General features: G+C 56.9%; 17 protein-coding genes. 9 read left to right on the top strand and 8 right to left on the bottom strand.

Annotated features, from left to right (window positions below; translation table 11 throughout):
- Nucleotides 1-76: 76 nt before the first annotated feature.
- Entirely contained in the window at nt 77-460 is a 384-nt protein-coding gene (locus tag NAC44_RS10740) for a DUF4087 domain-containing protein (protein ID WP_250940647.1), read from the top strand.
- A 3-nt stretch (nt 461-463) separates the two neighbouring features.
- Here the strand turns inward: NAC44_RS10740 and NAC44_RS10735 are convergent, their stop codons facing one another.
- The gene (locus NAC44_RS10735) at nt 464-928 is read right to left on the bottom strand and encodes an Lrp/AsnC family transcriptional regulator (protein ID WP_250940645.1); all 465 of its coding nucleotides are present in this window, start codon (nt 926-928) and stop codon (nt 464-466) included.
- Between the two features lie 172 nt (nt 929-1,100).
- On the opposite strand from NAC44_RS10735, the gene NAC44_RS10730 reads away from it, so the two are divergent.
- The 3 genes from NAC44_RS10730 (at nt 1,101) to NAC44_RS10720 (ending at nt 3,779) form a co-directional block, all read left to right on the top strand.
- Nucleotides 1,101-1,814 carry an aspartate/glutamate racemase family protein gene (locus NAC44_RS10730; protein ID WP_250941081.1) on the top strand — a complete coding sequence of 238 codons (714 nt, stop codon included), beginning with the start codon at nt 1,101-1,103 and terminating at the stop codon, nt 1,812-1,814.
- A 92-nt stretch (nt 1,815-1,906) separates the two neighbouring features.
- Complete coding sequence (locus NAC44_RS10725; RefSeq protein WP_250940643.1) at nt 1,907-2,515, top strand: TetR/AcrR family transcriptional regulator; 609 nt, start codon at nt 1,907-1,909, stop codon at nt 2,513-2,515.
- A gap of 49 nt (nt 2,516-2,564) precedes the next feature.
- The gene (locus tag NAC44_RS10720) at nt 2,565-3,779 is read left to right on the top strand and encodes an MFS transporter (protein ID WP_250940641.1); all 1,215 of its coding nucleotides are present in this window, start codon (nt 2,565-2,567) and stop codon (nt 3,777-3,779) included.
- An 8-nt stretch (nt 3,780-3,787) separates the two neighbouring features.
- Here the strand turns inward: NAC44_RS10720 and NAC44_RS10715 are convergent, their stop codons facing one another.
- Nucleotides 3,788-4,177 carry a winged helix-turn-helix transcriptional regulator gene (locus NAC44_RS10715; protein ID WP_250940639.1) on the bottom strand — a complete coding sequence of 130 codons (390 nt, stop codon included), beginning with the start codon at nt 4,175-4,177 and terminating at the stop codon, nt 3,788-3,790.
- Nucleotides 4,178-4,305: 128 nt separating this feature from the next.
- Here NAC44_RS10715 and NAC44_RS10710 point away from each other — a divergent pair, with 128 nt between their 5' ends.
- Complete coding sequence (locus NAC44_RS10710) at nt 4,306-5,181, top strand: SDR family oxidoreductase (protein WP_250940637.1); 876 nt, start codon at nt 4,306-4,308, stop codon at nt 5,179-5,181.
- A 56-nt stretch (nt 5,182-5,237) separates the two neighbouring features.
- On the opposite strand, the gene NAC44_RS10705 is transcribed toward NAC44_RS10710, so the two are convergent.
- A complete protein-coding gene (locus NAC44_RS10705) occupies nt 5,238-5,990 on the bottom strand; it encodes a pyridoxine 5'-phosphate synthase (protein WP_250941080.1) in 753 nt (250 codons plus the stop codon).
- 946 nt (nt 5,991-6,936) lie between these two features.
- Between NAC44_RS10705 and NAC44_RS10700 the strand changes: the two genes are divergently transcribed.
- The gene (locus tag NAC44_RS10700) at nt 6,937-7,536 is read left to right on the top strand and encodes a MerR family transcriptional regulator (protein WP_250940635.1); all 600 of its coding nucleotides are present in this window, start codon (nt 6,937-6,939) and stop codon (nt 7,534-7,536) included.
- A gap of 6 nt (nt 7,537-7,542) precedes the next feature.
- Here NAC44_RS10700 and NAC44_RS10695 read toward each other — a convergent pair whose 3' ends face one another.
- Nucleotides 7,543-8,673, bottom strand: coding sequence for an ATP-dependent DNA helicase (locus NAC44_RS10695; protein ID WP_250940632.1), 1,131 nt, complete (start codon nt 8,671-8,673; stop codon nt 7,543-7,545).
- 312 nt (nt 8,674-8,985) lie between these two features.
- Between NAC44_RS10695 and NAC44_RS10690 the strand changes: the two genes are divergently transcribed.
- On the top strand, nt 8,986-10,242 hold the full coding sequence (locus NAC44_RS10690; RefSeq protein ID WP_250940630.1) for a DUF6250 domain-containing protein: 1,257 nt from the start codon (nt 8,986-8,988) through the stop codon (nt 10,240-10,242).
- An 11-nt stretch (nt 10,243-10,253) separates the two neighbouring features.
- Here the strand turns inward: NAC44_RS10690 and NAC44_RS10685 are convergent, their stop codons facing one another.
- From NAC44_RS10685 to NAC44_RS10675, 3 genes are all read right to left on the bottom strand, one after another.
- Complete coding sequence (locus NAC44_RS10685; RefSeq protein ID WP_250940628.1) at nt 10,254-10,529, bottom strand: hypothetical protein; 276 nt, start codon at nt 10,527-10,529, stop codon at nt 10,254-10,256.
- Nucleotides 10,530-10,799: 270 nt separating this feature from the next.
- Nucleotides 10,800-11,372 carry an acetolactate synthase small subunit gene (gene ilvN, locus NAC44_RS10680; RefSeq protein ID WP_250940626.1) on the bottom strand — a complete coding sequence of 191 codons (573 nt, stop codon included), beginning with the start codon at nt 11,370-11,372 and terminating at the stop codon, nt 10,800-10,802.
- 15 nt (nt 11,373-11,387) lie between these two features.
- The gene (locus tag NAC44_RS10675; RefSeq protein WP_250940624.1) at nt 11,388-13,166 is read right to left on the bottom strand and encodes an acetolactate synthase 3 large subunit; all 1,779 of its coding nucleotides are present in this window, start codon (nt 13,164-13,166) and stop codon (nt 11,388-11,390) included.
- A 381-nt stretch (nt 13,167-13,547) separates the two neighbouring features.
- Between NAC44_RS10675 and NAC44_RS10670 the strand changes: the two genes are divergently transcribed.
- The gene (locus tag NAC44_RS10670; RefSeq protein WP_250940622.1) at nt 13,548-15,539 is read left to right on the top strand and encodes an ATP-binding protein; all 1,992 of its coding nucleotides are present in this window, start codon (nt 13,548-13,550) and stop codon (nt 15,537-15,539) included.
- A gap of 148 nt (nt 15,540-15,687) precedes the next feature.
- On the opposite strand, the gene NAC44_RS10665 is transcribed toward NAC44_RS10670, so the two are convergent.
- On the bottom strand, nt 15,688-19,137 hold the full coding sequence (locus NAC44_RS10665) for an AsmA-like C-terminal region-containing protein (protein WP_250940620.1): 3,450 nt from the start codon (nt 19,135-19,137) through the stop codon (nt 15,688-15,690).
- A gap of 225 nt (nt 19,138-19,362) precedes the next feature.
- Between NAC44_RS10665 and bcp the strand changes: the two genes are divergently transcribed.
- Nucleotides 19,363-19,833: a thioredoxin-dependent thiol peroxidase gene (gene bcp / locus NAC44_RS10660; RefSeq protein ID WP_250940618.1), complete on the top strand. Its 471-nt coding sequence runs from the start codon at nt 19,363-19,365 to the stop codon at nt 19,831-19,833.
- Nucleotides 19,834-19,899 lie beyond the last annotated feature (66 nt).

The following is a 19,899-nucleotide window of genomic DNA, read 5'->3' as shown; positions in this document are numbered from 1 at the left end:
GAAAAGAATCCGTTTGGCGCCATCATGGCCGACAGACCAATGGGGATGCCAAAACCAAAAGACGAAAGGAGATGACATGCGCTTCCGTTTTCTGATCGCCACGCTTGCCTTTGCCCCGGCCCTTGCGCTTTTCACGACACAGGGACAGGCTGCACCGCAAAAACGCTGCGGCTGGATCGTCAATCCGACACCGGGCAATTACTGGCTGAACGACGCGCAAGGCAGCTGGACCATTCTCACCCAGGGATCACCGGATGAACCGGATGGCATGGACAAGATCGGCGATCTCTCTACCGGCCAATATGTGCGCACCAACGGCGATTACGGCTATGCCTGCGCCTGCATGAAAGTGGATACGCTGACGGAAAACGGGGTGCAGCGCATTACCGCCATCTACAGTTTCCAGCAATTGCCGCTCAAACAATGTCAGACGGATACAACGCTCGGCGCGCCGCAATAAAGGTCATGATGCGTAATCCACCGGCACCGCGCTGCCGCTTTTCATCGTTTCCATGGAAATCGAGGCGGACACGTCAAAAAGCTCGATGCGGCGCACCAGCCTGCGATAGACGACATCGTAATGCTCCACCCGCGGCAGCACGATTTTGAGGATATAATCGTGGTGCCCGGTCAACCGGTGCGCCTCGACGATTTCGGAAATATCGCTGATGGCCCGGCGAAACTCCTCCGTCCATTCGTCGCTGTGATGGGCGGTCTTGACGAGCGCGTAAACAGTGGTCGGTACGCCGATCCTGTCGCGGTTCAACACGGCAATCCGCCGCTCGATATAGCCCGCCTCCTCCAGCCGCTGAATGCGCCGCGAGCAGGCGGAAGCCGACAGCGCCACCTTATCGGCCAGTTCCGCCACCGGCTGGGTTGCATCCCGTTGCAGACAGTCCAGAATCTTCCGGTCTCTTTCGTCCAGCACGCGCGTCTCTCCGAAAAATCTCACCTTTAACGCATCTATTGTGCACAGAAGAATTTTTCTGCGCAATGGAGATGCGCATAACACGCAAAATTCTGGCAAGTTTGCACACCGCCTGCTTCCTCTTTGCTGCACTATGAAGGCATCACATCAACAGCATGACGGGATGAGCAAAATGCGGATGATCGGTCTGATCGGTGGTATGAGTTTTGAAAGCTCGGCGGTCTATTATCGCCTGATCAATGAGGCGGTGCGCAAACAGTGCGGCGGTCTTTCTTCTGCCGATCTCGTCATGCGCTCAGTGAATTTTGCCGAAATCGTCGCCCTGCAGAAAGCGGGCCGCTGGGATCTGGCGGAAAAGGCGCTGGGCGACGCTGCTGCCGCATTGGAGCGCGCCGGCGCCGACTGCGTGCTGATCTGCACCAATACCATGCATCTGATTGCCGATGCCGTGGCGAAACGGGTGCGGGTTCCGCTGATCCATATCGTCGATGAAACGGCTGCCGCCATCAAACAGGCCGGGTACGCTCGTCCTCTGCTGCTGGCGACGAAATACACGATGGAACACGGGTTCTATACCGATCGTATGCGCGGATTGGGGCTTGATCCGATGGTGCCGGATGCCGCAGACCGGCAGATGGTGCATGACGTGATCTTCAACGAACTTTGCGCCGGTGAGATCAAGGATACCTCGCGCGATGCCTTCCTCACCGTGATCGACAAGGCGAAAGCCGAAGGGGCCGATTGCGTCATTCTCGGCTGTACGGAAATCTGCCTGCTGCTCGACCCGAACGCGCTGGTTCTGCCTGGTTTCGATTCCACAACAATACATTGTCAGGCGGCTGTCGAATTTTCCCTCAGCCAGACAGCATTGAAAAAATCGGCCTGATCCAATCAGTTTTCTTGAGATTTTTCAGCGACCTGGAGGGGCCGCTGATTTTTTGCTTGATTTGGAAACGATCATATCCTATTTAATCTCCCATGACGGATATCAAAACAAAACGCAGCCCCGGCCGCCCACGCGAATTCGACCCGGATCAGATGCTCGATGCGGCTCTGAAAGTCTTTTCCGAACGTGGCTATCAGGCTGCCGCCATCAGTGATCTGGTCGAGGCGACAGGATTGACGGCGGGCAGCCTCTACAAGGCCTATGGCGACAAGCGTGGTCTGTTTCTGGCGGCCTTCGACCGGTATTGGTCTGAGCGCAACCGGATGATCATGGCGCGCATTTCCGGCCTGAAAACCGGTCGGGACAAGCTGCGCGGCATTCTCGACCATTATGCCGACCATTCCTTTGGCGAGGAGGGCAGGCGCGGCTGTCTGGTGGTGGGTGGCGCCAATGACCTCTCCCTGCTCGATGCGGATGCGGGCGCGCATATCGCCAAAACCTTTGAGGCCAACCGGGACAGGCTGAAGCGCATGATCCTGCTTGGCCAGGAAGATGGTTCGATCCGACAAGACATCGATGCAGAAACAATGAGCATGACGCTTTTATGCCTGACCATGGGCATGCGCGTGGTGGGCAAGACCGATCCCGGCCATGCGGCCATGCTGGCCGTGGTCGACACCGCAATGACATTATTGAATTGACCCTTCATCCGGAGACCTCCTCCCCTCCGGCCAACTGAAAGAAAAAGAGATGCCCCTTTCCCGGACCTTGCTCAGGCACGGCGCGGACGAAGCGCTTTCGCCCCTGCTGACCTTTATTTTTGCCCTTTCCTGCGGCCTCGTCGCCGCCAATCTCTATTACAGCCAGCCGCTGGCGGGATTGATCGCCAGCGATCTTCACCTCACCCCCGCCGCCACGGGGCTGATCGTCACCCTCACCCAGATCGGCTATTGCCTCGGGCTGATCCTGCTGGTGCCGCTGGGCGACCTTATGGAAAGCCGCCGTCTGATCATTGCGATGCTGGTCATTGCTGCTGTCGCGCTCTGGTCGGCCTCGCTTGCCACAACTGCTTTTCTTTTTCTTCTCGCCTGTCTTGCCATCGGCCTTGTCTCGACCGTCGCGCAAGTGCTTGTGCCCTTTGCCGCCAGCATGGCCAGTGAGGAAAAGCGCGGTCGCGTCGTCGGCAATGTCATGAGCGGCCTGCTCTGCGGCATCATGCTGGCACGGCCCGTTGCCAGTTTCGTGGCCGAAGCATCGAACTGGGAAATGATCTATCGGCTTTCCGCCATTGCCATGATCGGCCTCGTCGCCCTCACCGCTGTCAGCCTGCCGCGCAGGAAGCCACATGGCCAGATGGGCTACGCGCAACTCTTGCACTCCATGGCCCATATCGCCCGCACCAATCATGTGCTGCAACGGCGGGCCCTCTATCAGGCCGGCATGTTCGGCGGCTTCAGCCTGTTCTGGACCACCTCGCCGCTGCTTTTATCCGGCAGCGCTTTTCATCTGAGCCAGAACGGCATCGCGCTGTTTGCGCTGGCGGGCGTAGCAGGCGCCATCGCCTCGCCGATTGCCGGGCGGCTGGCTGACAAAGGCCTGACCCGCGCCGTTTCCATCGGTGCCATGGTGCTGGCCATCCTGTCCTTTTTGCTCGCCCATATCAGCATGGCGTTTTCGCCCGTCTTCGGCCTGATCTCCCTGACAGCCTCTGCCATTCTGCTGGATTTTGGCGTACAGGCCAATCTGGTCAGCGGCCAGCGCATCATCTATTCAATGGCCCCGGAACATCGCAGCCGGCTGAACGGCCTCTACATGGCCACCTTCTTTCTCGGCGGCGCCTTGGGGTCGGCTGTCGGTGGCTGGGCCTATGCCAGCGGCGGCTGGACGCTCACCTGCTGGCTGGGTCTGTGTTTCCCGCTAGGATCGCTGCTGCTCATTCTGACGGAGCGCCCGCAAAAGGCGTGAGGCTTACATCATCCGTTTTCCGCATCGAACCGCGCCCGGGCCTGCAAAACCCGGTCGTGGTTGGTAAAGGCAAAATCCACCAGATGCTGCAAGGAACCAACCAAAGATCTGCCAAGCTCCGTCAGACGATATTCGACGCTGGGCGGCTTGGTGGCAAACACTTCGCGCTCCACATAGCCATCCCGTTGCAGGTCACGTAACGTCTGCGTCAGCATTCTTTGGGAAATATCGGGAACGGCGCGGCGCAATTCGCCAAAACGATGCGGCTGCTTCATCAACTGGGACAGGATCAGCGTCGACCACTTGTCGCCGATATGAGCAATCACCGTGCGCACCGGGCACAGTTCGGGCGCTATTTTCCTGATGATATCGGGCCGTATTGAGCGCATCTCGTTCATCGGTTCCCTTTCTGTAACCACGGGATTGAAAACTGCCTTCTTTACAAACCGGCTCTGGATAAAGATTTTAGACCAGCTCTCGAATTGAGAGCATCCATTATCAGAAAAATCGAAGCGGAGTTACCCCCATGGCAAAAATCCTGATCACCGGCGCATCGGGCAAACTTGGCAGTCTCGTCATCCGCCACCTTGTCGACAGCCAGGGCCTGTCTCCTGCCGACATTATCGCCGGCAGCCGCAATCCGCAGGATCTGGAAGCCCTGAAGACACAGGGTATCGAAACCCGCAAGGTTGACTTCAGCGACGAAGCAGGCCTTTCAACGGCGTTTTCAGGTGTTGAGCGTCTTTTGATCATTTCAACCGACGCCATCGGCCAGCGTCTTGCCCAACATGTTTCAGCCGTTCACGCTGCGAAGGCCGCTGGCGTCAAGCGGGTGTTCTACACCTCCATGCCCAAGGCCGATGCCTCTGCCATTCAGTTTGCCCCCGAGCATCTCGGTACGGAAGAAGCAATCAAGGCCTCCGGCCTTGCCTATACGATTTTCCGCAATGGCTGGTATATGGAAAACCTGCTCATGTCGCTGCCCAAGGCGCTGGCGAGCGGCCAATGGTTCAGCGCCTCCGGCGAGGGCGGCGTTTCCTATATCGCCCGCAATGATATTGCCAGCGCCATCGCCGCCGGCCTTGCCCGCCCCGTGTCTGACAATGTGACCTACACGCTGACCGGCAGCCGTGCCTTCTCCAAGCGTGAGATCGCAGCGCTGGTCACGAAAACGACGGGCAAGCCGCTGACGGTGGTGGATATTTCGGACGAGGCTTTGATTGCCGGCATGGAAGCCGCAGGCTTTCCCGCCGCTGTCGCGCCCGTCTTCGCCTCGATCGACAAGGCCATTCGTCAGGACGATCTGGCCATGGTCACCGATGACGCAGAACAGCTGACGGGAAAACCGCGCGTCAGCTTCGAGGCTTTCATCACAGCCAGCAAGGATGCCTTGCTCGGCTGACCGTGCATGAAAGATCCGGCATGGCCACCATGGTCTGCCGGGTCTTCAAAGCTGCTTCAAAGGCTTTCACCACAGGCGCGGCGGAAGCGCCGCACGGTTTCCGCCATGCCATATTCCAGTGCATCCGCCGTCAGGCCATGGCCGATAGAGACCTCGGCCAGATAAGGGATGCGCTTGACCAGCGCGGGTAGATTGGCGACCGTCAGATCATGTCCGCCATTGACACCAAGACCGAGCGCATGGGCAAAATCAGCCGTTTTTCCCAAGAGCGCGATCTGTCTGTCTGCCTCTTCCGCTGCATCATAACAGCCGCCATAGGGACCGGTATAAAGCTCAACACGATCCGCGCCGGTGGCGCTGGCGGCCTCTGCCATGGCCTGATTGCCATCGCCATCGAGAAACAGCGACACACGCATGCCCTGCCCCTTAAGCCGCGCCACCGTTTCTTTCAGGAAGGCTTGATGGGCAATACAATCCCAACCATGATCGGATGTGGCCTGCGCCGGATCGTCCGGCACCAGCGTCACCTGATCCGGCTCGGTCCTTTCGCACAGCGCCAGAAAATCCTCCGTCGGATAGCCTTCGATATTGAACTCGGCCTCAGGAAATTCATCATCAATCAGGGCGCGCAACACCGGCAGATCGGCAAAACGGATATGCCGCTGATCAGGCCTTGGATGGACGGTCAGACCATAGGCACCGGCGCCAAGCGCCAGGCGGCCAAAATGCGCAACATCCGGCCAAGGGAGATCTCGGCGGTTGCGCAGCATGGCAATAGCATTGAGATTGACGGAGAGCTTGGCGGGCATGGCTGGACTGAAGCCTCTTTTCTCACGGGGGGGAACGACTGGAACGCTGTTGCCGCCCAACCCGATAGTCATCATTAGAGATCAGGTCATGGGCGATTTTGGCCTTCACGACAAGCTCTGCGTCGTTAAAACCGGCAATACCAATGATTTTCTCAGATGCATCGATAAGAAAATCGAATGTTACGTTCAATGGTCGGAACGCTCTATCCCCCGCAAAGCTTTTTCATCACCGCAGACCCATTCAAACCCCCGGCATCTTTCCCGAACAAATCCATAGAGGCAGTTCGTCCGGCGCGCCTTTTTCAGCAGCCTGCTAAAGCACGTTGCGGCTTATCAGCCTCAGTCAGCGTGCTTTAAGCCTTTGTTTTTTTCGCATGTGCGTTATCCTTTTATGAAGGACAATAAAACGCGACAAGCTTCAGAGCACCAAGCCGTGGAGAAAGGGGCTGGAAAGGATAAAAACAACTTAACATTGAATATTTTTTGTATAAAATAATCCTTAAGGGACAGGACGAATCGATCGCAGACCAATTCCTCCGCAAACATCGTTCTTGACCTCATCCATGGCTGCACCATTCCTCAAATGGGGGTCGATTGAAGGAATGGATGCAGGTGCCGCCGATTGAGACGCAAGCGTAACAATCGCTCCCTTTCGTATTGCGGCAATGGAATGAGAATACGATTTTTGTGAAACGGCGAGGGATTACCTCGTCTGTTTGGGTGCCCTTCCCGCAGATATCCTTTGGATTATTGTAAATTTTAGTATTTTCGTATATTTTAATTTTAAGAATTAGCACATCTTCGGAACGGCATATAGTATCATTTTGGACATTGGATGGGCAGGGGGTACGATAGAATGGAGCCATATAATCTATTTCATAAAACCATAGCATCACCAGACCGTGACGGCTTTGACGGTGGGGTGACCCTGCCCAATCTGCCGCTTATGAACGATTTGCCCCCAGAGCCGGTGGCGATTTCCGACATGGCCAATCTGTTCGGCGTCACCCACCGTACGTTGCATTTCTACGAAGAGAAAAATCTTCTGAGTTCCAGCCGCATGGGGCTTATGCGGGTCTATTATCACCGCGATATTCGCCGCATGATGCTGATCAATCTGTGCCGGGAAACCGGAATGCCGATTGCCGCCATTCAGGATCTTCTGGCGGAACTGCAGGAAACCTCCTCCCAGGAAGAGGCCGACAGCCTGTTTCGTGAGGCGCTTGAGGCACGCAAGCGCGAACTGATCGCCACGCAGTCGATGATGATCCGGCAATTGCATCAGATCAACGGTCTGCTGACGCCCTCCGACGGCAGCGACGAGCATGATGATCACAGAGGACATGGTATCGAATTGACCGAACTCGAATATCAATATCTGGAACTCATGGCCGATGGGTATACCCAGCCGCGGGCAGCACGAAACCTGCAGATGACCCCTGAGGCAATACAGGCATTGGAAACCGGTATCATGCGCAAGCTGAAGGCGACGAACCGGTTTCAGGCGGTGGCAAAAGCCGTACTGCTTGGCCTGATCTCATCCTGAGCCATTTTATCGCACGACGGTCAGACGCTCGGCAGCCCGGGTCACGGCGGTATAGAGCCAGCGTTCGCGCGTATCGCGAAATGCCCAGCTTTCGTCGAACAGCACGACATTGTCCCATTGCGAACCCTGCGCCTTGTGCACTGTCAGCGCATAGCCATAATCGAATTCATCGTATCGCTTGCGGGTCGACCAGGGAATTTCTCCCTCGATCTCCTCGAAGGCCGCTTTCAACAGCTTGATCTTGGCGGCGCCGCGATCCATGTCGTCATCTTCCGGTTTGATCAGAAGGTTGATCCCCGGCTTCACAGTTTCCCGTGATGCGGTCATCACCTTCCACAGCGAACCGTTCAAGAGCCCCTTGACCTGATCGTTGCGCAGACAGACGAGCTTGTCGCCCGATTGCGGATAATCGGCGGTAAAGCCTTTCAGCTCGCGTAGCCGCTGGTTATACCGCCGCCGCGTCTTGTTGGTGCCAACCAGCACCTGATCGGCCTCCAGCACCAGATCCTGGGTCACTTGCTGTCGCGAAATCACCTTGGCCGTTTCGCCATAATCACCCTGCATGATCTCGCGCCCCTCGCGAATCTGCATGGCAAGCTGAATGATCGGATTGTCACGGGCCTGACGATGGATCTCCGTCAGGAGATAGTCCGGTTCCTGCTCGGTGAAAAAACCGCCGCCCGAGACCGGCGGCAACTGTCCCGGATCGCCCAGCACCAGAATCGGCGTGCCGAAACTCAAAAGATCGCGGCCAAGCTGCTCATCCACCATCGAACACTCATCAATGACAATAAGCGCCGCCTTGGCAACCGGGCTTTGACGGTTAATGGAAAACATCGGCGACATCAACGTCTTGCCGGTTTCCTCATCCTCAACCTGTTCTTCGCCGCGCGGGCGATAGATCAGCGAATGAATAGTCTTGGCATTGGATGCCCCGCGCGAGCGCAGCACCTGCGCAGCCTTGCCGGTAAAGGCGGCAAACAGCACATCGCCATCGACATGTTCGGCAAAATAACGCGCAAGCGTGGTCTTGCCCGTCCCGGCATAGCCGAAGAGACGGAAAACCGGCGTCTTGCCCTCTTTCAGCCAGCGGGAAACGGCTTTCAGGGCTTCATCCTGTTGCGGAGCAAACTGCATGACAGGTGAGATGCCCGGATTCGGCTGAGGAAAGCAAGGAAAAAGCAGTCTTCTCCCGCAGCTTCTGCATCACGAAATTCCGCTGTATCAAAATCCAAAAATCGCTAAATTAGGCTTGCGATTCGACTGCTGGCCAAAGTGCCGGTTTGAAAAGGATTTCCCCTTTTCAGATGAGGTGATCGTTGCGTTTCGATGATCGGAACCGTTGACTGACCATGGCTTTCAATCCTTTCATTCCCCCGCCCGTCTTCTGATCCGGACAGATTGCTACCGGTGACGATGACTGCGACTGATTCTTTAACGAGGCTCTGCATGGCTCAAGTCATTCTCGTCACCTTCGCCGGACGTGAAAAACGCATGGACATTCTCAATCATTATGTTCGCCGGGCGCTTGATCTCGGCCTGATCGACGAATGGCATGTCTGGGATCTGACGCGGGCGGAAAGCGATCACGAATGGCTGAACCGGGAATTCGGACCGGTGCGTTTCATGAAGGCTCAAGCAGCCTATCAGAAGCATGGACAACTGACGCCGATCAGCCCCTATCGCCTGAAAGCGTCGATCACCAACGATCTGCATCTGGCGCTACTGCCAAACGACGACCCGGACTATTTTTACGAGATCGTCATTGGCGGCTGGAACAATACCGCCTCTGCCGTGCGGCATCTGCCGCGCACGGAACTGAAAAACCCGGATCGGGATCACGTCACACCTTTATGGACAAGTCCAACGCCATCCGTTCTCAGCCCCGGCAAGGCCAATGACATCGTTTTAAGCATTGAAGCGAGTGGTGTTCTGGCACTGTTCGTCAATGGCGTGACCGTGGGGGCGTGGTCCGGCCTGTCATTGGAAAAAGGGGCAGAGATCATGCTGCGCGGAGGCTGGGGCGGCGATCTGGAACTGCCGGAAGTCAATACGCCGATCCGCCGCTATATCGGCGATACCTCGACGCCCATGCCCTACTGGCATGCCTATGCCTATTACGCCCGCCATCTCAAAACCTTTGAAGATACAGTCTTCCTCAAATGCGACGACGACATCGTCTATATGGATCTTGAGGGGCTGGCAGGTTTCATCGAATTCCGCCGTCGTCATCCGCAATATTTTGTCGTCTCGGCCAATGTCATCAACAATGGCATCTGCGCCTATCTGCAGCAGGTGGCTGGCTCCATTCCCGCATCTGTTGGCGAATTTGAAAATCCACCCGGTGGTTTCGGCGGAACCTTGTGGAGAAGCGCTGAAAAGGCCACGGCCCTGCATGACTATGTGCTGCAACTGCCAAAGCCCGACCTGCCGCTTCCTGCCGCCGTCATGGAATGGGATCAGCGACAGTCGATCAACTTCATCGCCTGGCTTGGCCGCGATATTCAGCATCTTGCCCTTGGCCCCTGCGATGATGAACGAGCGGTCACAGTTGACCTGCCCGCTTTTCTCAATCGCAAGACCGCCGTCTATTCCGGCTTCACCGTCAGCCATCTCAGTTTCGGCCCGCAGGAAGCCGGTCTCAATGTGGATCGGCTGATTACAGCCTATCACGGCTTGATGGAGAAGGTGCTGAAAACGGCCTGATCTGGCAAGCCTTATCCTTCAATGCAGGCTTTGAGAACCTTGGCATTGTCTTCCACGGCACCGCCATGACCATAGGCATTATAGCAGTCGGAAGCCCAGTCGCCGCCATCTTCGGAGGTCAGCGCAGACTGCTCCTGCACCAGCCTTGATGTTTTTTGCAGCACAACCGTTTTAAACTGCGGCGGATTGAAGACGGTATAAGGTTGATTTTCAAAATAGGCCTTCGCAGCAAGACCTGCGGGCGCCAATACTGTTGCAAGAGTAAGAATGACCGTTGCGGCTTTCATGGCAAGGCTCCTTTTCTACCTGCGATGACAACGCAAGTGCCCTGCTTTTGTTCAATCACGACGAATAACGGTTTGTTAACGTTTTCCGGCTTCGGTGCTGACCGCCTGCTGAAAGCGGGAGATGGATTGCTCGAAAAGCAAATCAAAACAAAGCAATCGAGAACCAGACCGGTTCAATCCGTTCCTGCAATTTTCAGCCTCAAAAAACAGACAAAGCCCTGCGTCATAAAAGATGCAGGGCTTTGTCTGGATAAAGAAGGGCGTCTGATCTCACATGCCCTGTGGGCCGCGATTCATGGCGGCAATGCCGGTGCGGCAGATTTCATTGAGGCCGAGCGGTTTCATGATCGAGACGAACTGATCGATCTTCGAGGATTTGCCGGTGATTTCGAAGATGAAATGGTCAAGCGTGGCATCGACCACCTTGGCCTGAAAGGCTTCGGCCAGACGCAAAGTCTCCGCCCTGACCTCACCGCTGCCGATCACCTTGACCAGCGCCACTTCCCGTTCGATCGGCCGTTCCTGACCGAGCTGGCGGGCGCGCACCGTCAGGTCCAGCACCCGATGCACCGGCACGATGCGCTCAAGCTGCGCCTTGATCTGCTCAAGAACGGCGGGCGTGCCGCGCGTGACGATGGTGATGCGCGACAGATGCGCCTCATGCTCGGTTTCAGAAACTGTGAGGCTTTCGATATTGTAGCCACGACCGGAAAACAGACCGATGACCCGGGCAAGAACGCCCGGCTCATTGTCCACCAGCACGGAAAGCGTATGGTTTTCCACGGCTGCGGTTTCCGGGGAGATGAAATAGGCCGACCCGGTCGGTTGTAGATGTGCATTCATGGTCTTGTCCTCTGATCAGACGAGCTGGCGGCCCTTGGCGTCGATGGCGGTGGCAACGGCTTCGTCGCTCGCCTCGTCCGGCAGCAGCATTTCATTATGCGCCTTGCCCGACGGAATCATCGGGAAGCAGTTGGCCAGATTGGCAACACGGCAATCGAAGATCACCGGCTTTTTCACCGCGATCATCTCGGAAATCGCGCCATCGAGATCCTCCGGCTTTTCGCAGCGCAGACCAACCGCGCCATAGGCCTCGGCCAGCTTGACGAAATCCGGCATGGCTTCCGTATAGGAATTGGACAGCCGGTTGCCATGCAGCAATTGCTGCCATTGCCGCACCATGCCCATATACTGGTTGTTCATGATGAAGATCTTGACCGGCAGGTTATATTGCACGGCGCAGGACATTTCCTGAATGCACATCTGGATCGAGGCGTCACCGGCAATGTCGATGACGAGACTTTCAGGATGGGCAACCTGCACGCCGATCGCCGCCGGGAAACCATAGCCCATGGTGCCGAGACCGCCGGAGGTCATCCACCGGTTCGGCTGCTCGAAACCATAGAACTGCGCCGCCCACATCTGATGCTGGCCGACTTCGGTGGTGATATAGGTGTCATGATCCTTGGTCAGGGCATAGAGACGTTCCAGCGCATATTGCGGCATGATGACGTCACGCGACGGCGTATAGGAGAAGGACTTGCGCGCCTTCCAGCGAGCAATGCTGTCCTTCCACTCCGCCGTCTGCACAGCATCCGGCTTTTTCGCCATAGCCCGCCACAGACGCACCATGTCTTCCAGCACCAGACCGACATCGCCGAGGATCGGAATATCCACACGGACATTCTTGTTGATCGAGGAGGGATCGATATCGATGTGGATCTTGCGCGAATTGGGCGAAAAGGCATTGAGCCGCCCGGTGATGCGGTCATCGAAGCGGGCACCGATACACACCATCACATCGCAATCGTGCATGGCCATGTTGGCTTCGTAGGAGCCGTGCATGCCGAGCATTCCGAGCCAGTTCTTTCCCGAAGCCGGATAGGAGCCGAGACCCATCAGGGTGGAGGTGATTGGAAAATCGGTGAGATTGACCAGTTCGCGCAGCAGTTTCGAGGCTTCCGGGCCGGAATTGACCACGCCGCCGCCGGAATAGATCACCGGACGTTTTGCGCTGGCCATCAGTTCCACCGCCGCCTGAATGGCCTTGGCATCGCCCTGCACCTTTGGCTGGTAGCTTTTCTGGATCACCCGGTTTTCCGGCGGAACATAGGTGCCCGTGGCAAACTGCACATCCTTCGGCACATCAACGACCACCGGACCCGGGCGACCGGACTGGGCAATGCGAAACGCCTCGTGAATGATGCGGGCAAGATCGTTGACATCCTTAACCAGCCAGTTGTGCTTGGTGCAGGGCCGGGTGATGCCGACGGTATCGCATTCCTGAAAGGCATCCGAGCCGATCAGCGTCGTCGGCACCTGGCCGGAAATGCAGACCAGCGGAATGCTGTCCATCAGCGCATCCTGAAGCGGTGTCACCGCATTGGTCGCACCAGGGCCGGAAGTCACCAGCATAACGCCGACCTTGCCTGTCGAGCGGGCATAGCCTTCCGCCGCATGACCCGCACCCTGTTCGTGGCGCACGAGAATATGCTGGATATCGTCCTGCTGGAAGATTTCGTCGTAGATAGGAAGAACGGCACCACCCGGATAGCCGAAGATGTGTTCCACCCCATTGTCTTTCAGCGCCCTCAATACGATTTCCGCGCCGGTCATCTGATTGTCGTTACCGCTCATCCCGTTTCCGCCTGCCTCTTTCCCGTTTGAACCTAGCTGTTATCTTGATTTTGGCCATAAAAAAAGGCCCCTTGGAGGAGCCTGTTCGTCGCGCATGGGTGGCTAATGCCTGACGGTTACACCGTCATGCCCATGCGCCATCCCACCACAAGAATAATAGAAAAGTTTGTCATGGAACGAAGTGATAGCCACTCGATGGCAGCACGTCAACGCCGAAAAGCGCTGTTTTTCGGCACAGGCTGCATATTTTCGCAGCAGATCGATACATGACGACTGCATAAGAGCTCAACCCATTCTTAACAAAGCCCCTGATATAATAGGAGGAATTGTATGGAGTTCCTTTTGCGCGATCCTGACCTGCCCCAGAAAGATTCGTCTGTCATGGCGGATCGACGCGATCCTTTGACCTTGGGCAACCGTCTTCTCGGGCGGGTAAGCGCCTGCACCGGTGGCCGCGCCACCATTGCAGCAATGGTTCAAAATGGTGATACCGATCTCACCTCTCTCTGGTCCATCGGTCGGCTGATCTCCATCGATGTCGGTGAAAACCGCGTGGTTGCCCTTGTCTATGCCATGCGCACGGCAAACGGGTTCTGGTCGGATCAAGCCGATAACAGCCTGATCATCGACACCGAACTGATGGGCGAAGTCTGCCGCGGACCGGACGGGATTGAACGGTTTTCCTCCGGCATCACCCAGTATCCCTATCTCGGCGCGGTGGCCCATCGCATCCGCAGCTCCGATCTGGAATGCATCTATCATGCGCAGGAGAGCGGTGCCTGTGTGATCGGTCGATTGAGCCAGGACCTCTCCATCGATGCGACCATCCATATTCCCTCCATGCTGTCGAAGCATTTTGCCGTGGTCGGCTCAACCGGCGTGGGCAAATCCACCGCCGTTTCGCTGCTGCTGCACAAGGCAATCGAAAGCGACCCGAAGCTTCGGGTGCTGATCCTCGATCCGCACAATGAATTTGCCGCCGCCTTTCCCGACCATGCCGTGGTGATCGACACCGACACGCTGGACCTGCCTTTCTGGCTGATGCGGCTGGAAGAATTTACGGAAGTGATCTATCGCGGTCGTACACCTGTGCCGGAAGAGGTGGATATTCTGCGCGATCTGATCCCGGAGGCCAAGCGCGCCTTCAAGGGCAGCGAATCCGGGCTGATGCGACGCAGCGAGCGGGCAGGCTTTACGGCCGATACACCGGTGCCCTATCGGCTGGCCGATCTTCTGGCGCTGATCGACGAACGCATCGGCAAGCTGGACGGGCGCGACGAGAAACCTTATCTCAGGGCGCTGAAGATGCGCATTCTCTCTGCCGTCAACGATCCGCGCTATCATTTCATGTTTTCCAGCAATACGATCAGTGACACCATTGTCGAAACGGTGGCGCATATCTTCCGGGTGCCGGGTAACGGCCGGCCAATTTCGACCTTCCAACTGGCCGGTATTCCGTCTGAAATCGTCAATGCCGTCGCTTCTGTGCTCTGCCGCATGGCCTTCGAGCTCGCCATGTGGTCGAAGGGTGCCGTACACATGCTGGTGGTCTGTGAAGAGGCGCATCGTTATGTGCCTGCCGACCCCAATCTTGGCTTCTTTCCCACCCGTCAGGCCATTGCCCGTATCGCCAAGGAAGGCCGCAAATACGGAATTTCGCTCGGCATTATCACCCAGCGTCCGGGCGAACTCGACCAGACCATATTATCGCAGTGCTCCACCGTTTTCGCCATGCGGCTTGCCAATGAGCGCGACCAGGACATCATCCGCTCCGCCTTACCCGACAGCTCGATATCCACAACCAGCTTCATCTCCTCCATTGGCAATGGCGAGGCGATTGCCTTTGGTGAAGCGATTGCCGTGCCGATGCGGATGAAATTCGAGCGCGTCTCAAAGCGTTATCTGCCCAAGGCCAGCGGCCTTGCGGTCCATGCAGGCAATGATCAGCCGGATGCCATCGATCTGAGCGAGGTCATCTCCCGCATGCGTGCCAGCACAGAGCCGGATATTTCCGCCTTCCAGCAAAGCTATCTGGCGCAAGAGCACACCTTCGAGGCGCCGGCGCATTCTGGCACGCCGCACTTTCCCCTCGCAGAAGAGCCTTCCCTCCCTGTAGAACCGGTGCTGGAACCCTACAGACCCGGCATGTTACCTGGAGCCGGAGAGGATTTTTCACCGGCACCGGAGCAGAAATCCGGTTTCCGCCCGCAAAGCGCCTATGCCGGACTGCGCAAGCCCGAAAGCGGTGGCCTCTTTGCCACAGCCCCCTCACCGGCTGTGCCACGCCCTGCCGCACCACGCAAGGATACAGGCGGCATGAGCCTTCGAGACAGCATTCTCAAGCGTCCGCTGACAACCCGCAACGAAGAGTAATGGGCCGCAACGAAGAGTAACGGGGCGAAAAACCAGCACCTTTTACAGCGCTGAGCGCCAAATTTGGCGCAAGGCGCTGTAACTCTTTTAATCTGCTGCATCATTTTCACCTTAAATCTCACCCGATTTAAGGCATTATGCAGTATCTTCACTGATATTCGAAAATCTGGCGGAAAACCCCGGGCGCAATGATCGATAGCGGGTTGACGGAGATATTCGGTGATGAGGCCGATCCGGTCAGTTTGAAGGTGATACCTATCAGCCCGCGGTCGCGGCCATTGCCGAGAATGGTGCCGATGATTGGCAATTCGGCAAAAAGCCGGTTGAGGCCATAGGCCGGCATGAAAGTACCGGTCATCTCCATCTGCCCGCGCGCATCCTTGAGCACACCCTGGAAGGACGCACCGACCTGCTCGCCGCGCACGATGCCGTTTTGCAGCGACAAAACGCTGTCACGATAGCTGATCGTGGCAAAGGCGCGCTGAAAGCGTTCCGAACTCAGATCCATGTCGCTTTTCACGGCACGGTTCAGGCTCTCGCTTCGACCGTCCGGCGATGTGTTGACAATCTGCTGCAGGCGTTTTTCGTTATCCAGCTGGAAATTGCGCAGATCGATGCTGCCCGTCAGACTCTTGCCGATCTCGCCCTGCAGTTTCAGATCAAGCAGCCCGCCGCGCATGTGATCATAAAGATCCAGAAGCCGCGCCAGATCGCCCGCATCCGAGGTGATCAGCGAATAGTGGCCGATATCGCCGACATTGCTGCTTTGCAGCACAACGGCCTGACCGCTGTCGGTCAGCGCATTGAGCTTGAGAATGATCACCTTGTCATTGCGAACGCCATACATGGCCTTGACACTGGACAGAACCTCGCCGTTGAAACCGATAACCTTGTCAAAATCGACCTGAACATCGAGATCATCGTCCTTGTTGGCCTCTTTCTTCGCTCCCGCACCGTCACCACCGCCGGATTTGATCTTGCGGAACAGCGAGCGACCGTCAAAGGATGCACCCTTGACCTTCACCTGCATCACGCTCTTGCTAACATCGACCGCAACAGAAAAATCATCATTCGCCGTCAGTTTGACATGGTCAAACAGGGCCGAGGCCAAATGGTTTTTGGCCAGGATCAGCTTGCCCGTGACGCCGAAACCGTCACCGCTCAGATTGAACTTGTCGAGTGTGGTTGTCGAACCCTTTGTGGTCAGGTTCAAGGTGGATTTGGCGCGGACGCCGACCCCCTTGGTCCAACCAAGCCAGGGAACAGAAAGACTGGCATCGGTCAGATCAGATTGGACCCCGATGGTATCGTCATCGATACGGGTGAGTTCCACCGCCATCGGCCCCTTGATGAATTGCGACAGTTCCGGCAGCAGCCTTTCGCGATCATCGTCATTGACAATGCCCTTGGCGGTCCACTGTGTCTGGTCCTTGCTGTTCTTTTCGACCGGCTGGGTGAGCGAAATGGTCATCGGCACACCATCAATGCCCGCCTTGCCCTTGAGGACCGCCGTTTTCGGGTCAACCGAAAGGGTTCCATCAAAGCCGGTGATCTTGCGGCCCATATAGGGATGCTTGAGCGACACGCCATTCATGTCCACCGAGGCGGACCAGTCCATCGGTGGCGGATGCTGCTCTTCGATGATGCCGCCGTGCAGATGCACCTTGCCCTTGATATCGCCGGTAAAATCGTCAGCGCTCATATCGATGCGCTGCATTGCCTCGATCGGCTTGAAACTCACCAGTTCGGCAATAGCGTCGGCCTTGCCGCTCAGTGACAGATCGATATCGGCCATCAGCGGCTTCAGATAGGCATCATTGACGGAGAAGAGGCCCTGATCGAGCTTCACCTTGCGGCCGGAGGGAAAGACGGACGTGCCGCTGTCGATCCGCATCTTAATCTGCGGGCCGGTTGCCTCGAAATGGCCTGTCACGTCACGCACAGGCGGGATATCGCCAACCACATTCAGCCGCGCGCCGCTAATGTCGAACTGGATTTTCAGTTCATCCGGCCCAAGATCGAGCGGTGTCGGCACCGTTTTCATCCGGCCTGCGGGAATAAAGACAAAGATCGAGCCTTGCGACACTGTTCCGCCATGCAGATTGGTCATCACCCATTGGCGCGGTTTGCTGGCCATCCAGTAAGGCCAGAGTTGCTTGATCACCTGGGTGCGCATCTGGGCAAGCTTGCCATTGAAGCGGATTTCCGGCGACTGGTCGCCGAATTTGACATCCACCGTCGCATTCATCGTGCCATAGGGCGAAGAAATCTTTAAAGCATCGACATTCAGCGTGGTGGTGTCCGGATGGAAAATTCCGCTCGCAGCGATGGAGAAGGCAAAAGGCTTTTCACCGGACGTTGGAATGGAGGCCCTGCCATTGTCGATGGACAGACTGAGAGCGATGCCTGAGGCGGGAACCTGAGCCGAGACGGACGCCTGGCCCGAGTCAGACGCAGAAGCCTGACTGCGATCGACATCGACCACGAAACCGCTCAGGGGAAGATGCGTCTCACCAAAATCGGCAACGGAAGGCCGGATCTCTGCGCGCATCCGGTCGAAATCGTAGGCTACATTGATATCAGCGCGATTGAGCACCTGCTGATCGCCATCCATATAGAGCACGCCCTTACCGCTGACGATCCGGGCCTCGAAGTCGGGTTTTTCACCTGCGGTCTGCCGGTCCGCATGAAGGCTTACGTCAAGAGTGGAATCGAGCCCTTCCCGCCATTGCCCGTCCGGGGCACGCTTGATGGCGAAAGGGGTGACGTAAAGATCACTGACACCGACGGTCAGCCCGGTCGTGCGGTTGGCCTGTCCTGTCGCTTCGGCACTCAGCAGGCTCCTGTGGCCATTGATGGATATCTGGCCGTGAATGGCCAGCGCCTCACCCTTTTTACGGGCCAGCGCCAGATCCTCCACCGTCACGGTGACCGGGGTACCGATATTATCCGTGGCGGCGATCTGAATATTATCGAGCCTGAGGCGATCAAGCCCCCCGCGCGTGATGATACCGCGGACCTGATCGATGCCGACAAAGACACGATCCATGAAGGCCGGGAACTGATCAATACGCAGTCCGGCCATATCGATCTTGCCGCCAGACGGCAAAAGGGCACTGTTGAAGGTAATGCCATCCGCTTCAATCTCGGTCACGGACACCCGGCCAACCAAGAGCGCCAAGGGATCGAGCACCAGTTTGATCTCTTTGGTGTCGCTCAAGCTTTCACCGGTCTGCGCATCGATGATCTTAACGTTCAAAGCGGCGACGGACAGATGCAGGCTTTTGGAAAAACGGATCGAGGTGCCACCGATCTCTGCCTTGAAATCCGCACCGATGGCCGATTGCAGCGCAGCCCTTGCACCTGTGAACAGCATGCGGTCGAAACTGCCGGTTTCAATGGCAATGGTGGCAGCCGACAGAAGAACGAAGACAACGACCGAAAGCGCGATCATTACCCGGCAAAAGCGGATCACCAACCCCCTTTTAGGCGGGCAGTGCACAATAAGAGGCTCATGCGCCTGCGCTGAGGGCAGCGTTTCCAGGGCGATGATGTCGCGCTTGCGAAACCGAAGTTTTTCGCCCCTTATATCGCCCATTCCCGGCCCGTTGCTCCCGACACATGCGGCAATTCCAGCAAAAGCGAGGACTGGGAGTCCGGAATTGCAATAGACTTCATAACCCGTTCAGCCAGAATTGGCCCTCATTCAGCGCAATGCTGTTTGATGATTTGCACGGCAGTATACCGCTAGACGCAAGGAAAGCGCGCCTTATATCCTTCGCGGTCTTATATTTCCACAAACCCGGCAAAAGAAAGGTATCCTATGGCTGAATTGTCGATTGGAGCTACAGCTCCCGATTTTACCCTGCCGCGTGACGGCGGCGGCGATGTTTCGCTCGCTGCATTCAAGGGCAAACCCGTCGTCGTCTATTTCTACCCCAAGGACGACACCAGCGGCTGCACAACTGAAGCCAAATCCTTCACCGAACTCTTGCCGGAATTCGAAAAGGCTGGTGCCGCCGTTATCGGCATTTCGCCAGACCCGGTAAAAAGCCATGATAAATTCGTCGCCAAACACGGGCTTGGCGTCATTCTCGGTGCGGATGAAGACAAAAGCGTGGTCGAGGCCTATGGCGTTTGGAAGGAAAAAAGCATGTATGGCAAGACCTATATGGGGGTCGAGCGCAGCACCTTTCTGATTGACAAGGATGGCAAAATCGCCGCCCTCTGGCCCAAGGTCAAGGTGGCAGGCCATGCCGAAGCCGTTTTGAAAGCCGTGCAGGAGCTGGGTTAACGCCGCTTAAAGAGCCCTGCGCCATACATGGGTGCAGGGCACTGTAACATCTTTGAAATCAGCCTC

This window comes from Allorhizobium sonneratiae (assembly GCF_023700755.1).
Lineage (GTDB): Bacteria > Pseudomonadota > Alphaproteobacteria > Rhizobiales > Rhizobiaceae > Allorhizobium > Allorhizobium sonneratiae.
Note: the sequence above shows the minus strand (reverse complement) of the source record. Positions and strands in the feature narration are given on the sequence as shown.

Coding starts and splice junctions, on each gene's coding strand:
- NAC44_RS10705 (WP_250941080.1), bottom strand. CDS start 5,990: ATGCCCGCCAAGCTCTCCGTCAATCTCAATGCTATTGCCATGCTGCGC.
- NAC44_RS10700 (WP_250940635.1), top strand. CDS start 6,937: ATGAACGATTTGCCCCCAGAGCCGGTGGCGATTTCCGACATGGCCAAT.
- NAC44_RS10665 (WP_250940620.1), bottom strand. CDS start 19,137: ATGGGCGATATAAGGGGCGAAAAACTTCGGTTTCGCAAGCGCGACATC.
- NAC44_RS10720 (WP_250940641.1), top strand. CDS start 2,565: ATGCCCCTTTCCCGGACCTTGCTCAGGCACGGCGCGGACGAAGCGCTT.
- NAC44_RS10725 (WP_250940643.1), top strand. CDS start 1,907: ATGACGGATATCAAAACAAAACGCAGCCCCGGCCGCCCACGCGAATTC.
- NAC44_RS10715 (WP_250940639.1), bottom strand. CDS start 4,177: ATGAACGAGATGCGCTCAATACGGCCCGATATCATCAGGAAAATAGCG.
- NAC44_RS10740 (WP_250940647.1), top strand. CDS start 77: ATGCGCTTCCGTTTTCTGATCGCCACGCTTGCCTTTGCCCCGGCCCTT.
- NAC44_RS10670 (WP_250940622.1), top strand. CDS start 13,548: ATGGCGGATCGACGCGATCCTTTGACCTTGGGCAACCGTCTTCTCGGG.
- NAC44_RS10690 (WP_250940630.1), top strand. CDS start 8,986: ATGGCTCAAGTCATTCTCGTCACCTTCGCCGGACGTGAAAAACGCATG.
- ilvN (WP_250940626.1), bottom strand. CDS start 11,372: ATGAATGCACATCTACAACCGACCGGGTCGGCCTATTTCATCTCCCCG.
- NAC44_RS10675 (WP_250940624.1), bottom strand. CDS start 13,166: ATGAGCGGTAACGACAATCAGATGACCGGCGCGGAAATCGTATTGAGG.
- bcp (WP_250940618.1), top strand. CDS start 19,363: ATGGCTGAATTGTCGATTGGAGCTACAGCTCCCGATTTTACCCTGCCG.
- NAC44_RS10695 (WP_250940632.1), bottom strand. CDS start 8,673: ATGCAGTTTGCTCCGCAACAGGATGAAGCCCTGAAAGCCGTTTCCCGC.
- NAC44_RS10685 (WP_250940628.1), bottom strand. CDS start 10,529: ATGAAAGCCGCAACGGTCATTCTTACTCTTGCAACAGTATTGGCGCCC.
- NAC44_RS10710 (WP_250940637.1), top strand. CDS start 4,306: ATGGCAAAAATCCTGATCACCGGCGCATCGGGCAAACTTGGCAGTCTC.
- NAC44_RS10730 (WP_250941081.1), top strand. CDS start 1,101: ATGCGGATGATCGGTCTGATCGGTGGTATGAGTTTTGAAAGCTCGGCG.